22 protein-coding genes and 3 other annotated features are annotated in these 25,376 nt (G+C 42.7%); of the genes, 2 read left to right on the forward strand and 20 right to left on the reverse strand.

The genetic code is table 11. From position 1 onward, the window contains the following. Nucleotides 1-351: 351 nt before the first annotated feature. Nucleotides 352-2,259 carry a threonine--tRNA ligase gene (gene thrS, locus AC2YHV_RS07400; protein WP_487372986.1) on the reverse strand — a complete coding sequence of 636 codons (1,908 nt, stop codon included), beginning with the start codon at nucleotides 2,257-2,259 and terminating at the stop codon, nucleotides 352-354. A 59-nt stretch (nucleotides 2,260-2,318) separates the two neighbouring features. Then, nucleotides 2,319-2,541 (reverse strand) — a binding site (T-box leader). A 31-nt stretch (nucleotides 2,542-2,572) separates the two neighbouring features. Beyond that, nucleotides 2,573-2,794: a binding site (T-box leader), on the reverse strand. A gap of 30 nt (nucleotides 2,795-2,824) precedes the next feature. Continuing rightward, nucleotides 2,825-3,045: a binding site (T-box leader), on the reverse strand. Nucleotides 3,046-3,155: 110 nt separating this feature from the next. On the opposite strand from thrS, the gene AC2YHV_RS07405 reads away from it, so the two are divergent. Then, nucleotides 3,156-3,431: a hypothetical protein gene (locus AC2YHV_RS07405; protein ID WP_106026137.1), complete on the forward strand. Its 276-nt coding sequence runs from the start codon at nucleotides 3,156-3,158 to the stop codon at nucleotides 3,429-3,431. A 40-nt stretch (nucleotides 3,432-3,471) separates the two neighbouring features. Here AC2YHV_RS07405 and AC2YHV_RS07410 read toward each other — a convergent pair whose 3' ends face one another. From AC2YHV_RS07410 to AC2YHV_RS07465, 12 genes are all read right to left on the reverse strand, one after another. Beyond that, entirely contained in the window at nucleotides 3,472-4,107 is a 636-nt protein-coding gene (locus AC2YHV_RS07410; RefSeq protein ID WP_487372922.1) for a DUF7010 family protein, read from the reverse strand. Nucleotides 4,108-4,382: 275 nt separating this feature from the next. After that, nucleotides 4,383-5,876, reverse strand: a complete 1,494-nt coding sequence (locus AC2YHV_RS07415) for an amino acid permease (protein WP_487372987.1) — start codon at nucleotides 5,874-5,876, stop codon at nucleotides 4,383-4,385. A 121-nt stretch (nucleotides 5,877-5,997) separates the two neighbouring features. Further along, on the reverse strand, nucleotides 5,998-7,323 hold the full coding sequence (locus tag AC2YHV_RS07420; protein ID WP_487372923.1) for a peptidase: 1,326 nt from the start codon (nucleotides 7,321-7,323) through the stop codon (nucleotides 5,998-6,000). A gap of 11 nt (nucleotides 7,324-7,334) precedes the next feature. Beyond that, nucleotides 7,335-8,516, reverse strand: coding sequence for a thiolase family protein (locus AC2YHV_RS07425; protein ID WP_487372924.1), 1,182 nt, complete (start codon nucleotides 8,514-8,516; stop codon nucleotides 7,335-7,337). Between the two features lie 19 nt (nucleotides 8,517-8,535). After that, nucleotides 8,536-9,198, reverse strand: coding sequence for a 3-oxoacid CoA-transferase subunit B (locus tag AC2YHV_RS07430; protein ID WP_487372925.1), 663 nt, complete (start codon nucleotides 9,196-9,198; stop codon nucleotides 8,536-8,538). Next, a complete protein-coding gene (locus AC2YHV_RS07435) occupies nucleotides 9,183-9,881 on the reverse strand; it encodes a CoA transferase subunit A (protein WP_307730120.1) in 699 nt (232 codons plus the stop codon). Before AC2YHV_RS07435 ends, AC2YHV_RS07430 begins: the two co-directional genes overlap by 16 nt. Before the next feature lie 10 nt (nucleotides 9,882-9,891). After that, nucleotides 9,892-11,259, reverse strand: a complete 1,368-nt coding sequence (locus AC2YHV_RS07440; protein ID WP_487372926.1) for an aspartate aminotransferase family protein — start codon at nucleotides 11,257-11,259, stop codon at nucleotides 9,892-9,894. A gap of 44 nt (nucleotides 11,260-11,303) precedes the next feature. Beyond that, nucleotides 11,304-11,543, reverse strand: coding sequence for a ferredoxin (locus AC2YHV_RS07445; protein ID WP_063575319.1), 240 nt, complete (start codon nucleotides 11,541-11,543; stop codon nucleotides 11,304-11,306). A 12-nt stretch (nucleotides 11,544-11,555) separates the two neighbouring features. Next, a complete protein-coding gene (ablB, locus tag AC2YHV_RS07450) occupies nucleotides 11,556-12,419 on the reverse strand; it encodes a putative beta-lysine N-acetyltransferase (RefSeq protein ID WP_328110653.1) in 864 nt (287 codons plus the stop codon). 65 nt (nucleotides 12,420-12,484) lie between these two features. Further along, the gene (locus AC2YHV_RS07455) at nucleotides 12,485-12,751 is read right to left on the reverse strand and encodes a YokU family protein (protein WP_048688594.1); all 267 of its coding nucleotides are present in this window, start codon (nucleotides 12,749-12,751) and stop codon (nucleotides 12,485-12,487) included. Nucleotides 12,752-12,753: 2 nt separating this feature from the next. After that, nucleotides 12,754-14,184, reverse strand: coding sequence for a lysine 2,3-aminomutase (gene kamA / locus AC2YHV_RS07460; protein ID WP_063577638.1), 1,431 nt, complete (start codon nucleotides 14,182-14,184; stop codon nucleotides 12,754-12,756). Nucleotides 14,185-14,675: 491 nt separating this feature from the next. Next, on the reverse strand, nucleotides 14,676-16,157 hold the full coding sequence (locus tag AC2YHV_RS07465; RefSeq protein WP_231892168.1) for a sigma-54 interaction domain-containing protein: 1,482 nt from the start codon (nucleotides 16,155-16,157) through the stop codon (nucleotides 14,676-14,678). Nucleotides 16,158-16,344: 187 nt separating this feature from the next. On the opposite strand from AC2YHV_RS07465, the gene AC2YHV_RS07470 reads away from it, so the two are divergent. Continuing rightward, nucleotides 16,345-16,812, forward strand: coding sequence for a GNAT family N-acetyltransferase (locus AC2YHV_RS07470; protein WP_487372927.1), 468 nt, complete (start codon nucleotides 16,345-16,347; stop codon nucleotides 16,810-16,812). A 268-nt stretch (nucleotides 16,813-17,080) separates the two neighbouring features. Here AC2YHV_RS07470 and AC2YHV_RS07475 read toward each other — a convergent pair whose 3' ends face one another. From AC2YHV_RS07475 to AC2YHV_RS07505, 7 genes are all read right to left on the reverse strand, one after another. Next, the gene (locus tag AC2YHV_RS07475; RefSeq protein WP_057276915.1) at nucleotides 17,081-17,638 is read right to left on the reverse strand and encodes a hypothetical protein; all 558 of its coding nucleotides are present in this window, start codon (nucleotides 17,636-17,638) and stop codon (nucleotides 17,081-17,083) included. Nucleotides 17,639-17,654: 16 nt separating this feature from the next. Further along, nucleotides 17,655-18,521, reverse strand: a complete 867-nt coding sequence (locus AC2YHV_RS07480) for an SAR2788 family putative toxin (protein ID WP_317778875.1) — start codon at nucleotides 18,519-18,521, stop codon at nucleotides 17,655-17,657. Between the two features lie 11 nt (nucleotides 18,522-18,532). Continuing rightward, nucleotides 18,533-19,474, reverse strand: a complete 942-nt coding sequence (locus AC2YHV_RS07485; RefSeq protein WP_487372928.1) for a S8 family peptidase — start codon at nucleotides 19,472-19,474, stop codon at nucleotides 18,533-18,535. Nucleotides 19,475-20,176: 702 nt separating this feature from the next. After that, nucleotides 20,177-21,082: a M15 family metallopeptidase gene (locus AC2YHV_RS07490; protein ID WP_487372929.1), complete on the reverse strand. Its 906-nt coding sequence runs from the start codon at nucleotides 21,080-21,082 to the stop codon at nucleotides 20,177-20,179. 962 nt (nucleotides 21,083-22,044) lie between these two features. Then, nucleotides 22,045-22,692: a 3-oxoacid CoA-transferase subunit B gene (locus tag AC2YHV_RS07495; RefSeq protein WP_487372930.1), complete on the reverse strand. Its 648-nt coding sequence runs from the start codon at nucleotides 22,690-22,692 to the stop codon at nucleotides 22,045-22,047. Between the two features lie 16 nt (nucleotides 22,693-22,708). Continuing rightward, a complete protein-coding gene (locus AC2YHV_RS07500; RefSeq protein WP_487372931.1) occupies nucleotides 22,709-23,404 on the reverse strand; it encodes a CoA transferase subunit A in 696 nt (231 codons plus the stop codon). Nucleotides 23,405-23,436: 32 nt separating this feature from the next. After that, the gene (locus AC2YHV_RS07505) at nucleotides 23,437-24,822 is read right to left on the reverse strand and encodes a GntP family permease (protein WP_063575314.1); all 1,386 of its coding nucleotides are present in this window, start codon (nucleotides 24,820-24,822) and stop codon (nucleotides 23,437-23,439) included. Nucleotides 24,823-25,376 lie beyond the last annotated feature (554 nt).

Raw genomic sequence — 25,376 nt, forward strand, 5'->3', positions numbered from 1 at the left:
TCTTTGTCCATGCTGGACACTTATCCCCCATTTTTCATAGCCTGAAAGGGCAAACACAAAGGGAGGATTTCTAGATATAGTTTGATTACACTACTTAGGATTAACCTGCCCCGGCGGCGGGCACGGTGGCCCGGGGGGTAACGGTTTCCAGCAGTTCATTCCTAGTGTTGGCTGGGTATGGATTTGTAGATAAAAAGAAACAGCCGATTTATTCGGCTGTCTTTTTTATTCCAATTACCGTGAATTCCGGGCTTTTACTCGTGAATTCTGGCCTTTTACTCGTGAGTTTCTCGCTTTTACTCGTGAGATTCGGGCTTTTACTCGTGAGTTTCAATTTAAGCTGCTTTCTTGTTAGATGCTGCGTTCTTTTATTTGCTGGACCATTTTCTTGATGAACGTTTCTATTGTGATATTTTCAAATTCTTGTTCCCCGTATTTCCGGACATTTACTTCATTTTCTTTCTCTTCTTTATCTCCAAGGACTAGCATATATGGGATTTTCCCCAGCTGTGCTTCCCTGACTTTATACCCCAGCTTTTCATTCCGATCATCGATTTTCACTCTTATGCCTTGATTCTTCAGTGCATTTTGAACCTGTAAACAATAATCCAGATGAACTTGTGAGACTGGGATGATCTGTACTTGCACCGGGGCGAGCCATACCGGAAAAGCACCGGCAAAATGTTCTATGAGGATTCCGAAAAAACGATCGATCGATCCAAAGATGGCACGATGAATGACGACCGGACGGACTTTTTCATTATTTTCATCGATGTAAGTCAGATCAAATTTGTCGGGCATTTGAAAATCAAGTTGGATTGTTGCACATTGGTGGCTTCGTTTTAATGCATCTTTAATATGAAAATCAATTTTCGGTCCATAAAATGCCCCGTCCCCTTCATTTACTTGATATTGTATCCCGATGCATTCCAGAACATTTTTCAGGGCTGTTTCAGAAGCTTCCCAAAGGGAATCCTCGCCCATTGAATCCTCCGGACGAGTCGAGAGCTCAACGGAATACTCGAATCCGAAAGTGCGATACACCTTATCGATCAGATGAAACACTTGTTTAATTTCACTTTCGATTTGATCCTGCCGTACATAGATGTGGGCATCATCCTGACAAAATGTACGGACACGCAGCATCCCGTTCAACGCACCGCTATATTCATGACGGTGGACTTGACCGAATTCGGCCATCCGGATGGGTAAATCCCTGTAAGAATAAAGACTGTTTTTGAAAATAAGCATATGACCCGGACAGTTCATTGGCTTCATCGCGAATTTTGTTTGATCCACCTCAGTGAAGTACATATTCTCGTGATAATGATCCCAGTGGCCCGATTGTTCCCATAACCGCTGGTTCATCATGAAAGGAGTCCGAACTTCGTCATAATCAGCTTCAGTCTGAAGCTCTCGCGAGAACTTCTCCAATTCATTTCTAACGATTTGTCCTTTCGGTAAATAAAATGGCATTCCAGGGGCTTCCTCCGAAAACATGAATAATTCCAACTGCTTCCCTAATTTACGGTGGTCGCGTTTGGCCGCTTCTTCCAGGAATTTAAAATGATCCTGTAAACCCTTATTCTTTCGAAAAGCCACGCCATACACCCTTTGGAGAACTTCATTTTGATTGTCTCCCCGCCAATAGGCACCAGATACACGAGTCAATCTGAATGATTTTACAAATGATGTGGATGGAAGGTGCGGCCCTCTGCAAAGATCGATGAATTCACCCTGTTGATAGAGCGTTAATTTTTCACCATTGGGGATATTCTTTGCTATATCCAACTTGAAAGACTCCCCTCTGCCCTGGAATAACTTCACAGCTTCTTCATAAGTCACTTCGATCCTTTTAATTTCCAGATTTTCACTTATGATATGTTCCATCTCTTTTTCAATGGCTTGCAGATCTTCTGAGCTCAAAGAGTGGTCTAACTTAAAATCATAGTAAAAACCGTCTTCCACGACTGGTCCCATCCCTAATTCCACATTTTCGTAAATTCTTTTCACAGCCTGTGCCAAAACATGCGCCGATGTATGTCGCAATACTTGTAATCCTTCAACCGAATCGAGAGTCAAGATCGACAGTTCACCATCCTGAATAAGCTTGTGACTTAAATCAACCAATTGCTTATCCAGTTTTCCAGCTACTGCCTTTTTCCTTAAACTTGGGCTGATTGAGCCTGCCACACTTTCCACTGTGATCCCTTGCGGATACTCCTTTTGCTGCCCATCCGGGAATTGTACTTTAATCATTTTTTCATCCATCACATAAACACCCCTTTTTAATAATAAAAAAACGCACACATCCCTATGCAAGGGACGAGTGCGTTTACCCGTGGTTCCACCCAATTTCCCATAAGCAAAAAACACTCATGGCTCTGGAGCTTGTAACGCAGCTTAGACGATATCAGTTACTTTTTGTTCACCGATATAGCTCAAAGGCGGTAAATCAGTTTCCTAAGCCAGGAAGTTCGCAGCTGCCCTTCCCTCTCTGCAGGCCGTAAAAATGATTCATGTCCTTATCATCGCCATATTTTTATATAGAAAAAAACGCACACATCCCTATGCAAGGGACGAGTGCGCTTACCCGTGGTTCCACCCAATTTCCCATAAGCAAAAAACACTCATGGCTCTGGAGCTTGTAACGCAGCTTAGACGATATCAGTTACTTTTGTTCACCGATATAGCTCAAAGGCGGTAAATCAATTTCCTAAGCCAGGAAGTTCGCAGCTGCCCTTCCCTCTCTGCAGACCGTAAAAATGATTCATGTCCTTATCATGGCAATAATTATAATAATAAAAAACGCACCCATCCCTATGTAAGGGACGAGTGCGTTTACCCGTGATTCCACCCAATTTCCCATAAGCAAAAAATACTCATGGCTCTGGAGCTGTAACGCAGCTTAGACGATATCAGTTACTCTTGTTCACCGATATAGCTCAAAGGCGGTAAATCAGTTTCCTAAGCCAGGAAGTTCGCAGCTGCCCTTCCCTCTCTGCAGACCGTAAAAATGATTCATGTCCTTATCAATGCTTCTAAAATTTTATATTGTTATATATATTACAATATATTCCCATAAGTGACAACCTCAATTTTTTTCATTTCATTACTAACACCAAATTGGTATAATTAGTAAAAAAGGAGTCTCTATGAAACGTTTAAGCAATTGGTCAATCGTATTTGCAGTGATTGGTATCCTATCATTTTCCTGTTCCCTAGCTTTTTCAAAAGCCTCCGAGCTGCTTATGATTTCAGGATTCGGTGCGTTGCTAATTGGTTTGTTATGCAGCTTAGGGGCCATGTATAAAAATGAAAGGGGAATGTCGAAATTTTTGGCTGTGGCTGCATTCTTTCTTTTAAGTTTCATTCTCGTTTGGAATGAACCATTTCAAATTGTCAGGCTCTTGACCTGGATGAAAAATTAAATGAAAAAACCCGTTCACCATGACGGGTTTTTTCATTGATTCATTCTTCATCGGTTATCGTTCGGCTTGAATTCTTTATTCCGAGCCATAGCGTAAGTCCAGTGGTCCAGAGTATTAGCGCGCATCCAAAGCCGAGCAATGATAACGGTGCAAGGATTTGGTGCTCCCCAACCATGACGATGTCTGGCACAATCAGCCATGTAATAAGCGCCAATAAACAGAGAAGCACACCTGTTGCATAATAAACCTTGATTTGGAAAAGTGACGCCAATGGTAAAAAATGAATCCCTACAATAATGGCGATGACTCCCGGTATAAGATCGGTCTGGTTGATCAAGTTACAGATGGCAATGGCAATCCCAATCAGCAAACCTTCGGCAATGAAGACCATATTAAACAAAAATCCGATACGCTTAAGACGTCTTGCCCCATCACCTGAAACTTGATTGGACACTTTTTGTGAAGCATGTATTAATGAAATGCCAACGATAACCATGATGATTCCCACGAATATGGCTGCGAGTTCCACGTAGGGAAACCCCCACCCCTGCAATCCCATTACACCGGTACCCGCCCACAGTGTTCCGAAGACCGCCATGAAAATGACTCCAATTCCAGAACCGCGAAACGCCTCTTTCATCATCAGTTTCCTTTCATCCACAGTATAATCGTACATAGAATAATATTGCACCACTTCCCCAATTATTCAGCTATAAAAAAATCATTTGAGATGAGATAATTGCCGTTTCGCAGATATAACTGGATTTTCGCAGATATATTCCGTTTTTCGCAGATATAATTCGATTTTCGTTGATATAATTCGATTTTCGCAGATATAATTCGATTTCCGCAAATATATTCCGTTTTTTCGCAGATATAATTCGATTTCGATACAAATTTTCATAAAAAAACCTGAGTCCCGAAGGGGAGCTCAGGTTTTTTCCAGTGGTATCAAGCCACATCTGATTTATCGAATTGACAATCTTTTAATGCTATTAATTTGGTCTTGTGATAAAACTTATATCCTAACCAGACTGCCAGGAATATCGGTAATCCGATATAGGAGACGGCGACGCCATACCAGTCGATGCTGCCGCTTAGGAATGCTCCATAGTTCTGTCCTGCTATGACGAGTATGCACAGGGTGAATGAAAGAATCGGACCGAATGGAAACCATTTTGCTTTATATTTGAGTTCGTTTAGGTCACCACCCTGTGCAACATAGGCTCGTCTAAAGCGATAATGGCTTATGGCGATTCCGATCCAGGCGATGAAGCCAGTCAGCCCGGATGCATTCAATAGCCATGTAAATACATGGTCCCCGAAAATGGAGGTCAAGAAGGCGAATCCCCCAATTATGGATGTCATGATCAAGGCATTCATCGGGATCCCCCTGCGGTTGACTTTGGCCAGGAATTTGGGAGCTTGATGATCTTTTGCCATCGACCATAACATCCGCGTTGATGCATATAGCCCCGAGTTCCCGGCGGATAGTAAGGAGGTTAACACGACCGCATTCATGACGGATGCAGCGAATGCCAGCCCTGCCCGTTCAAAGACAAGCGTGAAAGGGCTTACAGAAATGTTTTCGACATTTCCGTTCAACAAGCTTGGACTCGTATACGGTATTAAGAGACCAAGTATCAGGATGGCCCCGATGTAAAATAATAGGATGCGCCAAAATACTTGGCGGATTGCATTCGGAACATTTTTTTCGGGTTCTTCACTTTCCCCGGCAGCAATACCAACCAGTTCTGTGCCTTGAAAAGAAAATCCCGCGATTAGAAAGATTGAGATGATCGATAAAAATCCTCCCTTGAATGGTGCCTCATCCATGGTGAAGTTTTCAAATCCGATCACCTTTCCGCCAAAAATCCCCAATATGGTCAATAAACCAATAATGATGAAGCAAATGATGGCAATGACTTTTATTAGTGCAAACCAATATTCAGATTCACCATAGCTTTTAATGGATAGGGCGTTGAGGGTGAAGACGATTCCAAGAAATAAGGCACTCCAAATCAGGCTGGGTACATCAGGGAGCCAGAATTTCATGATGATGGCTGCTGCAGCTATTTCCACGGCAAGGGTGACTGCCCAGTTAAACCAGTAATTCCAGCCAAGTGCAAAGCCGAATGCGGGATCAACAAAGCGTGTGGCATAGGTGGAAAAGGATCCCGACACAGGCATATATGTCGCCATTTCCCCTAGGCTCGTCATCAGGAAATAAACCATGATCCCAATGCAGGCATAGGCAGCGAGGGCACCGCCGGGCCCTGCGCTCTGGATGGTTGCCCCGCTCGCCAGGAATAATCCGGTTCCTATTGAACCGCCAATGGCAATCATGGTCATATGTCTTGCTTTCAGTTGCCTTTTAACTGTCGGTTCTTGATTATCAATGGGATTCCTTTTAACTGTCGGTTCTTCATTATCAATGAGATTCATGTCCATAAGGTTCCTACCTCATTTTCTTTTAAAGTTAAAAGTTCAAGAATAAAAGAGTTTTTTAACAACCGCTTTGTGAAAGACTTAATCGTTCGCTTCACTTGCTGGGATGCCATCCAGTTCAATTGCCATTTCCCGGTATAGTCTCTCTCTTCCCGGATTGGGTGACCCCATCCTGCTCATTCTCCATTCCACACCATTGAATTAGAGTGAGCGCAATGATTTCGGCTGTGGAGAACACGTTGTCGAGCAGGATGTATTCATTTGGATAGTGGGCAACCTCGGTTACTCCCGGTCCGAAAACGATTGCTGGCGTTTCACCGACATGTGTCAGCAATCCCCCGTCCGTTCCCCAAGGGGAGGCTTCAATGACCGGGTCCTGTCCGGCAACCTGCCGATATTGATGAACAAGTGCATTCATCAGTTCATGCTCTACATCAATTGCCCCTGGAACCCAGCGTGCCCCGAACCATTCCAATACGGGCGGGTTTTCCTTGAACCATTGGTCCGCTTCCCCGAGCTGCAATAACCAGGCCGCCATTTCGTCTTTCGCCTGCTCCATCGTTTCCTCCGGCGCAACACCCATCCTTCCTTCGACTTTCACAAGGTCGGGAACGGATGACGGCCAATTACCGCCTTCAATGACGCCTAGATTGATTGGAATCGGAATGGGCGTGTTCTGATAAAGCGGATCACTGATACGTGCATTTCGCTTTTCTTCCAATGCACGAATATGATTGATGACGGTCATGCTTTTTTCAATCGCACTAACGCCTTCATACCTCGTTCCGCCATGGGCTGACCGACCTTTAACATGGATTCGGAACCACATCGAACCCTGCTGTTTCGGGAAGATCCTCATATTCGTCGGTTCAGGGATCAGGGCGGCATCGGCTTTATATCCCCTCAGGACAGCCGCTAATGTTCCGGCACCGCCGCTTTCTTCTTCAATCACACTTTGAAAAATGACATCTCCTTTTAATTGGATGCCATTTTCCTTCAAAGCCTGCATCGCCAGGATTAGCGAAACATTTCCACCCTTCATATCGGTTACGCCGCGTCCAAACATCCTTCCATTCTTAATCGCTCCGCTATATGGGTCGTCGTCCCACTGATCTCGGTCTCCGTCCGGAACGACATCGATGTGTCCGTTCAAAATGATGGAACGTCCGCCTCCAGTCCCTTTCATGATACCCACCACATTGGGGCTGTTGGAAAATTCACTGCGCGGTGAATAGAAATAAGAATGCTTTTTCAGCTCGCCGCCGTCTGGTTCCCAACTATCGATCTGCAAACCCATTTCCTGCAGCTTTTGGGCGACGATGGCCTGTGCCCCCGCTTCATTTCCTTGTGTACTCGGGGCTTGTACCATTTTTTGCAATAGGTTTGTTCCTTCTTCCCGATGATCCTTGATCCATTGGTTTATCCGTTTTTGTATATCCGGCACGTTTATCCTCCTTAATTACACATATTCTCATAGATTACTGAAAGTCCCATTCCGCCTGCCATACACAACGTTACCATTCCGTACTTAACTTGTGAACGCAACATTTCATGCATCAGTGTGACTGTCAATTTTGCACCTGTTGCTCCTACAGGGTGACCAAGTGCAATTGCCCCCCCATTGACATTGACAATATCCGGATTCAAATCTAACTCCTTGATCACTGCAAGTGCTTGGGCAGCAAAGGCTTCATTAAGTTCAATCAGTCCGATATCCCGTAAAGATAGACCTGCTTTTTCCAATGCCTTTCGAGTAGCGGGTACTGGTCCAATCCCCATAACTCCAGGTTCCACTCCTGCACTGGCAAAAGCCTTTATTTTCAAGAGCGGTTTTAATCCCTTTTCTTCTGCTTGCTGCTTGGACATTAAAAGTACAGCTGCCGCCCCATCATTCATAGGACAGGCATTTCCTGCCGTAATGGTTCCTTCATTTTTGAATACTGCCTGAAGATTGGCTAGTTGATCTAGATGAATGTCTTCGCGTACCCCTTCGTCATGGTTGAAGATTTGAAGACCTTTTCGATCCTTGATTTTAAGTGAAATAATTTCTCTATTAAAGCGACCCTCTTCTATAGCTTTCCAAGCCTTCTTGTGGCTTTGATAAGCAAATTGATCCTGTTCTTCACGACGGATACCATATTTTTCAGCCAAGCGCTCGGCAGTGATTCCCATATGATCATTTTCCAAGGAACATATTAATCCATCTGCCAGCAAAGCATCCTCCATCGTTACGTTTCCAAATTTACCGCCCCATCTATTTTTCACGATATAAGGCACATTGCTCATGCTCTCCACTCCGCCAGCAATGATGACGTCTTCTTGACCAGCAGCGATAGTTAAAGCGGCGTTGGTAATGGCCTTTAAACCTGATCCACATGCTTTGATTACAACGTGTCCTGGAACACTGTATGGGAAACATGCCAGCTGCGACGAAATTCGTGCCGAGTTAAGTCCGCCTCCGTGGACATAGCCGTGTCCGAAAATCACTTCATTGACTTTTTCTTTACCCAAACCGGAATTCTCCATTAAACCTTCCAATACTTGACGGCCCAATTCGGTAGCTTTAACATTCCTGAGTGATTTTCCAAAAGTTCCAACTGCAGTTCGTGCCCCAGCAACGATGACAACCTCATTCAAGCTCTTTTCCTCCTCTTACCTATTCAATGGTGTTGACAGCAGCATGGATTTTCAACGTTGCCTCCGTATTCCTTATCACATCATCCACGGTATATGGCGCCATGACTTCCTTAAGCACCAATCCCTCTTCTGAAACTTCCATGACAGCCATATCCGTAATAATTAAATCCACACTCTTTCTTGCCGTCAATGGCAGCGTACATGTCTTCAAGATCTTAGATTCACCCTGCTTATTCACGTGATTCATCAGGACGATCACCTTTTTAGCTTTCTGGGCAAGCTCCATTGCCCCCCCCATACCCGGCACCCGCTTTCCTGGGACGATCCAATTCGCCAAATCCCCTTTTTCACTGACTTCCAGGGCCCCAAGGATGGTGATGTCGATGTATCCTTTCCTGATCATCCCAAATGCCGTTGCACTGTCAAAGTAAGAAGCTCCCATTACAGTGGTGATTGGGAAACCTCCCGCATTACAGAGGGCAGGATCTTCTTTTCCGGGATCAGGACTTGGACCTGTACCGAGAACCCCATTTTCCGCATGGAACAGCACATGGATATCTTGAGGAATATGATCTGCCACCAAGGTAGGGATGCCGATGCCTAAATTGACGATCAACCCGTCATGGATTTCCTTGGCGGCGCGTTTCGCGATGCGATTTCGTACATCTACTGCCATGCCCATTTCCAATTCACCCCTTTTGTCGGAATCACCATATCTACATAAATGCCTGGTGTGGCAATACATTCCGGATCCAATTCGCCTGCAGGAACGATTTCCTCCACTTCCGCAATCGTGAAGGCCCCTGCCATCGCTACCAGCGGATTGAAATTACATGCAGTCTTGTCGTACATTAAATTCCCAAGTGAATCGGCCTTTTTGGCATGGACGATGCTGACCTCAGCCGTCAAAGCGGTTTCCACCAAATATTCTTTTCCTTCTATCACAATCTTGTCCTTGCCTTCTTCGGCTATCGTACCAATCCCGACATCGACAAAAATCCCGCCTAAGCCTACACCTCCGGCACGAATCCGTTCGGCTAATGTACCCTGCGGTGAAAATTCGACTTGCAGCTTTCCTTCAGTCATGAGCTTGCCGGCATTAGGATTGGATCCGATATGCGAGGCGATCACTTTCTTTGCCCTTTCAGCTGTCACAAGCCGGCCAATGCCAATGTCAGGAAATCCAGTATCATTGCCAATCAACGTCAATTCCTTAACGCCCTTGTCAAGGATACCCTGTACAAGTGTCGGAGGAGTCCCCACTCCACCAAATCCGCCATACATGAGTGTGCATCCATCGGAAATATGCTCCAGCGCTTCTTCCATGGTCACAATTTTGTTTTTCTTCGTAATGACCTGCTTCATACCGTTCCTCCTAAATAGCCTGCATGTCCTCAATCAAACCTTCCGCGTGCAATTCTTGCTGCAACTTATCGAGGGAAGCTTCCAGTATCATGACGAGGCGGTCGATTTCTTCATTCGTAATGATTAATGGCGGAGATAAAATAACCGCATCGCCAGCGATTCCTTCAATCGCACCTGCAGCAGGATAGATTAACAACCCCTTCGCAAAAGCCTTATTTACAAGCCTTGTAGTCAGGCCGATTTGCAAGTCGAATGGAGTTTTTGAAATCCGATCGGAGACAAACTCAAGCCCAAGGAGCAGCCCTTTCCCTCTTACATCACCAATGATGTCGAATTTCTCAGCCAATCCTTGCAGCTTCTTAAACAGATATTGACCTTTCTTTTCCGCTGCCTGAACCAGGTCATTTCCCTCAATGTAGGAAAGCACTTCCAATGAAACGGCTGCCGATAGAGGGTTTGCACTATATGTGTGTCCAGCCATAATTGATTTCGAGCCTTTTAAAATGGGCTCCATGACACGGTCAGTAACCATTGTGGCTGCCATTGGAGTATAGCCTGCGCTCATTCCTTTACCCAATGCGATGATATCCGGAGTGACTCCCCAGTGTTCCATCGCGAACATTTTTCCTGTCCGTCCGATTCCCGTCATTACCTCATCGGCAATAAAAAGAATGTCATAGTTTTCGCAGATTTCCTTAATCCTTTGATAGTAGCCATCCGGCGGTGTTACAGCACCAGCGGATGCCCCGATTATCGGTTCTGCGATGAAGGCGGCGATATTCTCGGATCCGACCCTTTGAATGGCTGTCTCCAGTTCATTTGCACACTGAAGCTTGCATCCGGAAGTTTCATTATTATAAGGACAGCGATAACAGTATGGAGCCGAAATGCTAGGGAAATCCTCCAATAGCGGCACAAAACGCTTTCTTCTTGGTACATGGCCTGACATCGATAAAGCGCCCATCGTGATCCCGTGATAACTCGTCCACCTGGAGATTATGCGGTTTTTTCGCTCAAACCCTTTTTCTTGCCAATGTTGAATCGCGATCTTCATCGCCGTTTCGGTCGCTTCCGATCCACTATTCACGAAAAATGACCAATTCAAATCCCCTGGAGCCAACTCACTTAGCTTTTTGGCCAATGCCTCTGCGGCTTCACTCGTAAAATGAGACCTATATGCAAAAGAAACTTTGCGGGCCTGCTCAGTCATTGCCTCGACAATATCCAATACACCATGGCCAATACTTGCTGTGACCGCTCCTGATGATCCATCTATATACTGATTTCCATCTATATCATAAAGATAAATTCCATTCCCATGAGAGATAGTGGGATAGTCATGATCTAAAGTAGGCTTAATCAAATAATTGCGTGTCATGTCATCTCTCCTTTTAACGTTCGTACACATTATCTATTAATCTATTACGTTCTTAAAAGACTAAAAGGCTCATCCTGAATCAGGATGGATTCTGTAGGGCAGCCTTCCATAGCATCTTGCATGTCATCATGCAAGGTTTCAGGAACCTCGGCAATCCCTTGATTATCGTCCAAGATGACGAAAGCGATCCCTTGATCGTCATAGTCATAAATCTCAGGACCTGTTGAACCGCACGCCCCGCACGCAATGCACGTTTCTTTATCAACCCATGTGTATTTAGCCATAGAAAAATCCTCCTACTTGAGGGATAAATCTTTACCCCAAATATTCATGTCCTCATACTTATCCCAAATATTGCAATTCTTCGTTAATCTGCCTCCATATTCATAACCCAGCTGATGAAAGACGGCGTTCATGCCCATTGACAATGATCGGGCCAATGAATATGAGCAATAAATGTTTTTCCTGAATAATTCTTGTTCCAATGCGGAGATGAGCACCTTCATGAAACCATGCTTTCGATGCTGGGGAATTGTTGCACAGTCCGTTATTTCAGCATTATGATACATTTCATTCACTTCAGCGGATGCAGCACTCACGATGGTTCCTTCATATTCGATAACACTAAAGATCGTCCCTTCCTCCATCACTTTCTTGATATACCGTTCATCATTCATCGGTGTAGGGTAGGTTTCAAAAATGGCACCATATAGCTTCGCCAGCTCTTGTGCATCTTTCTCCGCAGCAGACCGGAGGATATAACCGTCAGGTATTTGCTGGGATTCAATCGGTCTAGAAACCTTGGTTACATCTTGGATGACCATATCTTCCTTGACCCAAAAGTCGCTAGTCCGCCTTTCATCCGTTAAATAGAAGGCCATGCAATAGGCATCATTCCCTTTGAAATACTTGCTCAATATTCCTTCCAGCATGAATCCCTGACCCAACGCCGCTGATAAATCTTCATTCCTTGCTTTAAGTATCACTTTTGTAAAGCCCTGCTCCTTTGCGATGGCAAGGGCCCGATCGATCGCTTTTTTGATATTTCCCCGATAATCATCCATGCGCAAGCGCTGATTGGCATGATCATGATAGAGCTCCATCGTATAACAATCCCCGGTCTCCATTTGGGTGAAAAAAGGCAGCTTTTGAACAGGCATCATGTATCCCCCTTATTTAAAGAATTCGGGAGAAGAGATGCCTAACATCCGCTTCTCCCGGCATTCTATTTCCAATTGAATAATTTTTTGACAGGTGCCTGAAGAAGCTGTTCATACGTAAACTCATCAGGATATTCACTCACATCATATATGGATAAGGCTTCATCCACCTTTTGATTCATTGAATCAGACACATAGATTCCGCATTCAGGACAGTTTATGGCCGGAACTTGAAGGACTTTTATTGAGCGTTTCCCGTCAGGCATGATCCAGTAACAATCCTTCTTTTCACTTTCTTCTACGTTTGGGGTATTGCACCATAAGCAGTCCATCTTCATTCCTCCTTGCCATCAGATTTCACCGAGCCGCTAGCGGCCAACTTTTTTTCTTGGGCCAACCTTAATTTTTCCTTCATTTCATCCCGTTTATCACGGCGATCCTTCAAGGAAGCATGTTCATCAGTGCTTTCATACGCTTTTCTCTTGTCAAGACGACGAAGGCCCTCTGGCACCAAGTTGAATTTCTCATCCGTCATGAGCGCGGAAATCCCGACGGCTTCTTTCCTATCCGCAGTACCATATACTTCATCAAAGTAAGCATCCGCACTGCCGGCAACATAGTTCTTCGGCTCCGGATAGCTAGTGATAACTCCTTCAAAGTTCCGTAAAACGACTTTATCCGGACTTTGCGAAAGAAGGTAATTCGGGGTCAAGGCAATCTTTCCGCCGCCGCCAGGAGCATCCACCACAAAGGTTGGCACTGCATATCCTGATGTATGGCCGCGCAGCGCTTCAATGATTTCCAGTCCTTTTGAAACCGGCGCCCGGAAATGGCCAATCCCTTCAGATAGATCACATTGATAAATGTAATAAGGTCTTACCCTTGCTTTTACACAGTCATGCATAAGCTTTTTCATGATATGGACACTATCGTTGATACCAGCCAGGATGACTGCCTGATTACCAAGCGGCACGCCTGCCATCGAGAGCATATCACATGCTTTTTTCGCTTCATCCGTCAGTTCAAGTGAATGATTGAAATGCGTATTTAACCAAACCGGATGGTACTTTTTCAGAATATTACATAAATTTTCCGTAATCCTCTGCGGGAAAACGACCGGTGCACGTGTGCCGATCCGGATGATTTCCACATGCGGGATGGCGCGCAGGTTACTCAATACGTATTCAAGGATCTTATCATTGATCAACAGGCCGTCACCGCCAGAGATCAGGACGTCCCTCACTTCCGGAGTGTTCCGGATATATTCAATCGCCCCGTCAAGCTGTTTCTTGGGAACACCCATGCCAACCTGACCTGAAAAACGGCGTCGTGTACAATATCTGCAGTACATGGAGCATTGGTTCGTTACAAGGAAGAGAACACGATCCGGATAACGATGCGTCAATCCTGGAACAGGGGAATCCTCATCCTCATGCAGCGGATCCTCCAAATCATATCTAGTCTTGTTCATTTCTGCCGAAAGCGGTACAGATTGTAAACGAATCGGACAGCGAGGATCATCGGGATTCATCAATGAAGCATAATAAGGCGTAATGTTCAACGGAATCGTTTGAGTCGAAATCCGGACTCCTTCCTCTTCATCCGGTGTCAAGTTGACGACCTTTTTCAGATCATCCAGTGTTTTAATTGTATTGGTCAATTGCCAGATCCAATCATTCCACTGCTCTTCCGTTACATCCTTCCACAATTCGATATCATTATAATGCCTGCGTCCACCTAGGTATTCTTTATGTTTTACATCCATTCCCATCAAATTCATTTAAAATGCCCCCTTATTGTAAGAACTTATATATATACTCTCGCAAGAATGATGCCAACATTGATAACAAGGAAATCATAAGCAAAAGGGGGCAAACCGAGCTTAAAATCGCAAGATATTTTTCATAACGCATAATTTTTTGCAGCCAGATTCTTTGCGTCTAGCAAAAAAAGAGGGTCTCTTTACACAAGAGCCCTCCAGTTTGTTGACAAAAGGAGTTCTATCCAAATTTTAAAACATAGTTGATTGGAGAGCGGGTGTGCGAGAATCCTGCGGGAATAGCGAGTCCAAGGGATACCCCAGCCAAGGGCGGACCGCCCGCGGAAAGCGAGTGCCCTACGTTCCAATCAACGTCCAAATTTGTAAAAGCAAAAAAATGTAGACGAACTCGATTTTCATCGAGCTTGTCTACATTCTGAAAGTCTCTTTAGATTACATCATGGTATGACAGTGACAGCGTTTCCAAAAAACTGAATTCACTTGGTTTCCTTCGACCCTGCCGTATAAACTTTTTCAATGCCGTACTTGTTTAGCTTATATTGCAGTCCCTGCCTTTTAATATTGAGGGCTTCTGCCGTTTTGCTGATATTCCCGTTATATTTCTCGAACATATTGATGATCATTTCCCTTTCCATTTCTTCAAGAACGACAGGTAAATCAATCCTGTTTTTCAATGGGGAAGGCTGGCTCTGCGCATTTGCTGCAGCATAATTTCCTGAAGGGAAAAGATAAGCAGGAAGATGATGTTCATCAATCATATCTTCCCCAGCGTCCATGACGTTAAAGGTTAACTCGATGGCATGTCCCAGTTCACGAATGTTCCCGGGCCATGGATATTGAAGAAGCCGCTGCATCGCCTTTTGACTGATCCCGCGCACTTCCGTAAAAAATGATTTGTTGAATTTTTGAATAAAGTGATTGACGATTTCCGGAATATCCGTTTTACGCTCGGAAAGAGAGGGCATCTGGACCGTTACGACATTGAGGCGAAAAAACAAATCCGAACGAATGATTCCCCGCTCCAACGCCTCTTCCGGAGAAATGTTCATCGCAGCTATGATTTTAACATTAATCTTTTGCTCCTTCGAACCTCCAACACGGCGCACTTCACCTTCCTGAAGCACCCGCAGCAATTTTGCCTGCAGACCGAGGTCGAGGCTATTCAGCTCATCAAGGAAAAGAGTACCGCCATTTGCCTGCTCAAAAATGCCCATGCGATCCATCGCTCCGGTAAAAGCCCCTTTCGTCGTGCCGAACAGCAGCCCCTCCATCAATTCCTTTGGAACGGCCGCACAGTTTTGCGCGATGAAAGGCTGATTTCGCTGAGCACTTACATTATGTATACTTTGCGCGACCAGTTCCTTCCCTGTCCCTGTTGGTCCATAAATCATGACTGGGGAATGTGTACGGGCCGCTTTTTTCGCCAAGGAAATCGCTTGCTTAAAAGCAGGACTATTGCCAATCAAATCACTAAAATGATAGGTCGCCGTCCCTTCAGAAAACTTATTTTTCCTATGCGTCTCGGCCAGCTGGGAACGCAAATCGACAATTTGGTCATACATATTCATGACCTTCGTAATATCCTTTGCGATTTCCACTGCCCCAATAATTTCACCATCCTCATACAAAGGATACGTACTATTGATCGACGTTATTTTTTTCTCCTTTAAATTGACATATGTTTGAATGGACTCAATCGTTTCATTGCCTTTTTCCAAGGCCACATGCAGCGTACTGGATTCATCTGTCAATGAAGGATAAAGCTGAAAAATATTCTCCCCCAGCACCTGCTCCCGATCCAGCCCGTCGATATGCGCCATCATTTCATTGTAAAAGACCGTATCCCCATCTTTATTCACAATATGGACACCCACATTGATCACATTCAATATCCATTCAAATTGAGTGGAAAACTGATTTACTGAAGATTTCATTTCTTCATCTCCGTTCTCTGCCATTTGATAGAATCACCTGTAAATTATAGCATTTAATGGGAAACATTCATCTCTTTATTCTTATTAAAATCAAACTTCAGCACAAAGGCAATAGAATAATAAGGTCAAATAAAGGAATCTCGCATTAAGCCAAGAAGATTATTAAGAGAAAATATAATATTTAGGGGTGAGTCGGATTTCGGAAACTAGATTGGAAATTAAACCGTGGGAAGATAAAGACCTTCCATTACTATTTCAACTAAATGTCCCAGAAATGATGGAACATCTTGGCGGACCAGAAAGTATTGAACAAATCCTGAAGCGTCATCAGCGGTATCTACAGATTGGTGATAAGGGATGCATGTTTAGCATCATCCCGTTTCCAGAGGCAAAGGCAGCCGGTTCCGTTGGCTACTGGCAAAAAGTGCGGAACGATGAATTTGTGTACGAAATAGGTTGGAGCGTCCTCCCTTCCTTTCAAGGAAAAGGAATCGCATCTCATGCCGTGAAGGCAATGATGGAGAAAATCAAAGCCGAACGAAATTACAAATACATTCACGCATTCCCTTCGATCACTAATCCTGCATCAAACGCAATTTGCCGCAAGCTCGGCTTCAATCTCATCTCCGAATGTGAATTCGAATACCCGCCAGGGAGCTTTATGCAATGCAATGATTGATGCTTGGAACTTATCTGACAATGGCCCCATTACCCTTAGGATAATAGTAAATAAAAGAGATTTGGATTGTATTGAATTAAACTCAACCAGTTAAAAGTTTGTCACAATTTTTAATTACAAACATAAAAGTCCATTCAATAGAGTGACAAAAGCCCACTCTCCCTATAAACAAGGGAGACTGGGCTTTTAAATATCTTTATAGCTCTTTTTTGTTTGATTTCTTGGAAAACGCTTGAGTTATTAATTAAGTAAGTAAACCCGATATTTATTAATTCAAGAATCCAAATTGTTCTAAATTTTTTAAGTAATATTGAAAATACTCATCTGAAATGTCAGTTGGATACTCTGCGACGCCCCTTTGAATAAGTGAACCTACAATCAACGCATTTAAATAACCATTCAATTTCTCACACTGGTCTCTTACAATAAACTCCGAAATGTATTTGCCATCTTTGCTTTCGAAGAAAATATCGATTCTTCTACCTTCTTGTTCATCTAATAGTAAATGGTTGTAATTCCATTCGACTTTTTTTATTTTTTTCTCATTAAGCGGATTTTCGTGATTATCCAGCACTTGTTCCTTGTGGTATCGTCTTTCTTCGTTTGAAAACAGTTTATTTAACACCGATGGATCATCTATTACAAGACACGTGAAAATCTTAGAGTATTCTAATTGGTCATCATTGACTAAATCTAGCACTTCTTTTTTTGAAAATTCTCTAGCTTTAAATTTAGATAAAATACGGTCAACGACCTGTTCCTTAGTTAACGATAATTCATCTTGCCTATATAGGTATTGTTTATATAACTTTTCGTAATTGTTCATTGTTTACCCCCTGCGTTTATTTGACGGGTCCACCGTAAAATGCATGAGCTTTCGGAGCACGCTTATAAGGGTGCCAATGCCAGTAATAACCTTTTTTAGGCTTACCATTAAGTTTGTCAACCTCATTTATTGGTTTTCCATTCTTATTAGCCGAAGACGCAACACCTTTTGCTTGATTACTAGAAGTAGACCACGTATCATTCTTCGACTTTATTCTAGCAACTGCCTGAGACTTTGATAAGCCCTTACCAATATATACTCCACCCTTTTTAACACTTGCAGCAAAATGATAATAACTCTTGGATTTTTTGGCTTGAGTAGCAATTACAAAGGCTGTTCCACCAACAATTATCATAGCACCTGTATGAAACAAAGCAGTTAGAACAGCAGGTGACATAGCGAGTCCAATTGGTATTAAGAAAACCAATGACGGTACGCCTTCTTCAGAATTATAGTTGAAAAGTTTTCCAGTTTCAACATCTTCAATAATTGCTTCCAATTCTTCACTTTCCTCTTCGTATTTAATATCCTCAATATTTGCTGTATATTCCTTTAAGACCTTATCACCAGTTTCATTTAATTCTTCCGTAAATAATGATATATGGTCTGCACCTGGTTCTACTTCGACAGTTACTTTAGAAGTTTGCCCTTCTGCATTTTCTAATGAAGTTTCCAAAACAAGTCCATCAGTAGTTATTTCAAAGTTTTCCACTGAAATGTTCTCTTCGGATAACTCATCTTCTAGTGCCTCTCCAATTACATTCTCTTTTACAGAAGTTTTCAGTAAGTGCTCTTCTGCTTTTGGGTGATTAACCGGAAGTAGGCTAACAATCATTGAAAATACTAATAAGATGATAATTTTATTTAAACTCTTCTTATTCATATAAAATCTCCTTACATGTTTTGTATAGTGGGCAAACCATATCCCACAGTATTTTTATCACCATTCACCTTTAGGGATGCCTTTTTTAAATATTCATACACTTTTAAGTGGATACTCTTATCCTTAGTAAGATTTTGTCTCGAAAGATATTCCGCAACTACTCCTGTTACATAAGCAGTTGAATAAGACGAACCTTCGTTATATGAGTATCCACCAATATTATTAAGAGACAAAATATTTTCTCCGGGACCAACGAAATCAATTTTACCGATAGCTGAAAACTTTGTAGATTTTTTTTCTTCGTTAATCATTCCTACAGAGATGACATCATCATATCTAGCAGGGAATTGAGCATTTAAACCATAAGTGTTTCCACTTGCAGCGATGAGGATAACTCCCTTATTTAAGGCATCAGCTATTAAGCTTCTTAATTCTGGAAAGTCAGATTGAAATCCAAGGCTCAAATTAATTACGTCCACATTCTGAGTGATCGCCCATTCAAGGCCATTAATGAAGTCTTTTTTATCAATTTTCCCATCATCTTTAATTACCTTAGCTGAATAAACCTCAACACTTTGTGTAACTCCAATGACACCAAATTTGTTGTCATTCGCTGTTATAATACCTGCAATTGCTGTACCGTGCCCTAAATTATCTTCATAGGAGAAAGATGGTCCTATAGAACTAAATTCTTTTACTACCTTTCCTTCCAAATCTTTATGATTCTTATTAATCCCACTATCTAAAATAGCAACTTTTATTTTTTTATCTACATCGCCACTTCTAGAATTACCTACTATATTTATCCCCCATGGGATATGTTGTTTTTTGTCCCACTGATCCTTTTGAACCTTATGCAGAACAAGTTCTTCCTTGGAATATCTTGAAATACTAAAATAGAAAACTCCTACCAAAATACCAAATGAAATAAAGATTAGAATAACTTTTTTCATTAAACAGCTCCTTTAGTCCTTTTAATCATCTAATAAATAATACAATAGACCTAATATAATGGGATGTAAATACCTTTTGATGAAAAAATTAACATTTTAATTTTCAAAAAAATTAATAATATAGGCAATTACTTTGAGAAGTATTTGAAGTCAAAGCCAAATTAACTCATATTAATGGTTGTCTACATTCAAATAGAAAAATTTATAACTTATATATCGATATTATTTTTTTCTCTAATTATTATTTAGTGGATACATGGTCTTTTTGATATGAATTACACCGTCGAAAAGGAAAAGTGATGAGTTAATGTATATTGGCGTAAATTATAGTTCTAAATATGAGCGAAAGAAATTCATTGCTTTTCATATAATGCGGCTTACTGCTCTGGGATGACCCTTCGGGGATAAACAAATTGTCCCTGCAGGCTTTAGTTGTCAGTAATCACAAGAAAGTAGAAAACTGGGCAAACCCCATGTCCCATCGAAAAAAATTGAGAATCAACTTTATTAAGAAAAAGTTCAGAACCCACTCTAAGGTTCAGACCATGTTATTTACGGTTTGGGCCATAATAAGTAGTCTCTTTTATTTGCTCAAAAATTAAATTAATATTTAAAGGAAAACCAAAAAAATCTCTCGAATAAACAAAAGACTTCTACCATCTTTTCATTCATACAAAATTTACACAATACTGTTCTCATTCTCTATCTACCAAACAATCCATTCCATGTTTCTTTACCTGCTTGCTTATCTGCAGTAATCTTTTTTGCCTTTTGGTATTTATATAATGCCATCTCGGTATTTTCCCCGAATATTGCATCAAGGGGACCGGGGTCAAACCCTTCCATATAAAGTGCTGCCTGCAAGATCCATGTGATATTGCAGCTAGCCCCTTTTTTTACTGTGACGGTAGTATTCTTCGTTTTAGGCCCCCATTTTCCATCGACAACAAGCTTTTTATTGAATTGCTTATTCAGTTCCGCTTGTAAACCTTTTATAAGGGCCGATCGGGTTTTGGGACCATAAACGCCATCTACGGCAATAGACGTTTTATATCGGCTATTTATCGTTTTTTGTATGGAAATTATATGCCCATCTCCTTTGCTGGTCTTTGGAGAAGTAATATGAGGTTTTTTTCCTGCTTGTAACTGTTTATAGGATAACCCGCCTGTCATCTCCAAGTGGGGGTAATCCTTGAATGAACTCCAATCCCCGCCCCAGATAAATCCTAATTCTTTACCTATGGCAGCCACACGCTGCCATTTTGAGTTCACTGTCCATATCGCTTTCTTGCCATCATCACTCACAATGAAGAAATCAATAGCCAGTCCAAAATTATGATAAGATTGCCCAGGCTTAGCGTTCGTCACGATCGGTTTAGCTAGATTACTATAGTTTTTTCCTTTGTAGCTGTAAACTCGTCCTTGGCCAAAAAGGTTGGCTTGTTCTTCCAAAGAACGATAACCCGCACTAATCTGTACATAAATCCCTTCATTATAAGCAAGTTCAATCATTTCCAAGGCTGCTGCCTTCACAATAGGATTCATCCCTTTGCCCATCTTTTTCACTGACCGCTCCAATAATGTCCGTAATGCTACTTTCACTTTCATCCCTCCTTTTAAGTTCCCATCAAAGTTTATATAAGACTTTTTAACGGAAAAGTAGCAGAGTTGGTAAAGTTTGTTCTCATTTAATAGAGAATAGAAGTGATATGTTATTTATCCGCTCCCTTTCCGCCGACTGCCTGCTAAGCCTCCTCGATGCAAGCGTCTGTGGGGTCTCCGGCTAGCCAGTTTTTCGGCAGAAAAATTAGCCATAAAAAAACCCCGTAAATGTTAGTTTGGTGTCTAACATTTACGGGGCAGTTCAGAGTAGCCTACAGTTTTTTCTTAATAAACTTCCAGCTGATTTCAGAAATCCGCTCCCTTTCCGCCGACTGTCTGCCAAGCCTCCTCGACGTAAACGTCTCCGGGGTCTCGGCTAGCCAGTTTTTCGGCAGGAGTGTCGCATATTTCTTCCATCCATTAAGGGTTACAGTATAAAAACATGAAGAATAATCTAGTCTTCAACATGTTTCAAGATGAGCCACTGCGGTTTTTTCTAAAGGCTAGCATTGAAAGTTGATGATTTACTTTTTAAAATCTTGTTCGGGGTGAGCAATCCGATACTCCTTTTACCGAAAAATTAATGGAACCGCCAGACTGTAGACGAATGGAGAGAAGTGCCAGTTTTCCTACAATATTTCACAAAAAAGAAGTCCAGTTGATTGGAACGGAAGGTACGAGACTCCTGCCGGAAAAGCGCGTCTAGGGGAGACCCCGCAGGCGAAAGCCGAGGAGGCTCCCCGACCGCCCGCGGAAAGCGAGTGCCTGGAGTGGAAATCCATTACACATACCCACCTTTAGAAATCCTCTCCCTTTCCGCCGACTGTCTGCCAAGTATTGATAACTGTGGTGAAAAGGCTTTTCGTTCTTCAAATAGATAGGGAATCCCCCAAAAAAAGACGGCTTCCGTTCGCCCGTTTGCGAATGAAAGCCGTCTAATCATGTATTATTTTATTAATCTCTTAACCTTACGCTTTGATTTCAATAGAGGGGCTTATTGTAAAGTCAGCCTCTGTTTTACTTTTCACTTCATCAAGTGTTACCCCATTTTGCAATTCAATCAATTCCATGCCAGCGTCTGTAAATTGAAAAACGGCCAGTTCGGTAATCAGGCAATGGACGACTTTTTCTCCCGTCAATGGCAATGTACAGCTTTTTTTCACTTTGGATTCCCCATGCTTGTTCACATGGTCCATGATGACGACAATTCGTTTTGCGCCTTGGACGAGGTCCATCGCTCCTCCCATCCCTTTTACCATCTTCCCTGGAATCATCCAGTTTGCCAAGTCCCCATTCTCGGAAACTTCCATCCCGCCTAAAATGGCTAGGTCGATGTGGCCGCCGCGAATCATTGCGAATGATTCAGCGCTATCAAAAAATGATGCCCCCGCTTTTGCCGTTACCGTTTCTTTTCCTGCATTGATCAAATCCGGATCAACTTCATCCTTATGGGGATAAGTCCCGATTCCGAGTAAGCCATTTTCCGATTGAAGCATGACATTAAAGTCATTTGGAATCATGTTGGCAATCAAGGTCGGCATTCCAATCCCTAAATTCACACACATCCCATCTTTGATTTCTTTAACGGCCCGTTCTAAAATTAGTTGTCTAGTCATTCGATACTCCTCCTTTTTATGCGTTAGCAGTTGTAAGTCTTTCAATTCGTTTTTCATAGTCATTTCCTACAAGCACTTTTTGTACATAAACCCCTGAAGTATGAATTTCATCTGGATCGAGCTCCCCTGTGCCCACAAGCTCCTCCACTTCGACAAGTGTGACTTTCCCTGCGGTGGCAACGACAGGGTTAAAATTCCTTGCCGTTTTCCGATATACAAGATTACCGAAATGATCTGCTTTCCAGGCTTTTACAAAGGCAAAATCCCCGACTATTCCTTTTTCCATAATGTATGTGCGGCCATCAAACTCTTTATGTTCTTTACCTTTTGCGACTTCCGTCCCTACTCCTGTAGCTGTATAAAAGGCAGGAATTCCCGCTCCGCCCGCTCTTAAACGCTCGGCCAGCGTTCCTTGGGGAACTAGTTCGACCTCCAGCTCGCCACTTAAAAATTGCTGTTCAAATAACTTATTTTCCCCAACATAAGAAGCGATCATTTTTTTGATTTGTTTATTTTCAAGCAATAGACCCAGACCCCAGTCATCGACACCGCAATTGTTGCTGACAATCGTCAAATCCTTTATACCTTTGTTACGCAAAGCAATGATTAGTTTCTCTGGTATTCCGCTTAATCCGAACCCGCCTACGATAATGGTTGCTCCATCCTCGATTTGTTGAATAGCGCTATCAAAAGATGTTAATAATTTACTCATTTTCCATCATCTCCATTCTTAATACTATTCTATTAAATAAACAGTGATGTTGCAAAAGCTATGATGAACACGGTCACTGTTTTCAAAATCGTAATCGCAAAAATATCCTTGTAAGATTGACGATGTGTCAGTCCAGTAATGGCAAGCAAGGTAATGACGGCACCATTATGCGGCAGCGTATCCATTCCGCCAGATGCCATGGATGCTATCCGATGAAGCATTTCCGGGGTGATTCCGACACTTTGGGCCACCTGCAAATAGTGACTTCCCATCACTTCTAGGGCAATCGAAAGTCCACCTGATGCGGATCCGGTAATCCCTGCCAGCACATTGACGGCAATAGCTTCGGATACGAGCGGATTACCGCTTGCATTGAACACCCAGTTTTGAATGACCGAGAATCCAGGAAGTGTTTTCACCACATTCCCAAAGCCAACTTCAGATGCAGTATTGAATATGGCAAGCAATGATCCCATTGCCGCAGCTGTTAATCCACTTGCCAATTTGACTTTGATGCGTCCAACATTCAGAAGCATCGCTGCAATGATGCCGATTGTCAATGCCACAATCAAAGACCAGGATGAAGTGACTGTGCTTACATCGGCAATGTTGAAAGTTTCCTTCAACATCGAAGCATCATACCAATGCTTAACCGAAATGGCACTGCGGCTGAAAGCAAAATTAAACGCTACGACAAGGATGAGCGGTACGATGGACAGCCAAAAGTTAGGCAGGTTTTGTTGTTCTGCACTTTCTGGCTCATTGATATGTCCTTCCCCATAGCCTTCACCATTTGCCACCGCTTGTTTACGGCGACGCTCTAACCAGATCATTCCTCCAGTGAATACCATGATCGCGCCAATAATCCCCATGATTGGAGCTGCATACGTATCTGTTCCGAAATAATTCGTTGGAATGATATTTTGAATCTGAGGTGTTCCAGGAAGGGCATCCATCGTATATGTGAAGGCGCCCAATGCTATCGTTCCCGGCAATAATCTTTTGGGAATGTCTGCTTCTTTAAAAATTGCCGCTGCAAATGGATAAACGGCGAATGCCACTACAAACAATGAAACCCCGCCATATGTCAGCGCCGAGCACGCCAGCACTACAGCAAGAATGGCCTGCTTGGAGCCTAGTGATTTTACGATGGTCTTGGCGATGGATGCAGCTGCACCGCTCATCTCCATGACTTTTCCAAATACGGCCCCTAATAAAAATATCGGAAAGAACGCTTTTATATAGTTAGCCGCAAACGTCATATATGTCTCTGTATAACTCGGCAGCAAATGTCCGCCGGATAAAATGACCGCCAGTAAAGTAACAACCGGCGCTATGATAATGACCGGATAGCCCCGGTAGGCTAAAAAGATTAAAAGTCCCAACGCCACCACAATGGCTAAAATTTGAATCACCAATTCAATTCCCCCTTTTCTCCCTTGCCCCCAAATAATTCGGAAGCCCTTAAATAGAACTAGTAATCTCCTAAATTCCATATTTTTAATTTTTCCGCTTTTACCATTCAAGCCTGCCTTCCCCAAGTCAAGCTGAATGATCCCCCTAAATATCTCCTAAACATTGAGAACGCTTTCAATAATCCCTTTTCATTTTACGTGGAAACACCATATAAAATGACAGATGGGCCATTCACTAAAGTAATTATGCAATTATTGTGCCAACTTAAATACAAGGAAAAATCTCATCTTTTAAAGCTTTTTCAAACATTTCCTTCCCTAAAATCACTTAAAACTGTAAAGGTTTCAGTACATACAAAGATAAACCCCAAAAAAGTGTAAGACTTTTCTTACAACTCTTAAATTCCCTTTCGTTTTATGTACGGATTTCCTAACACACGCAAATATTTGCTAGTAAAAGCTTGGGGAGGGGGATTCAGGCATTCGCTTACATTCGGCGGAAAGGGAGCGGACTTCTGAAAGCATCTTGCACGTTTTAAAAATAAAAAAACTGCAGG

The sequence above is a fragment of the Peribacillus sp. SRI_006 genome (genome assembly GCF_057586375.1).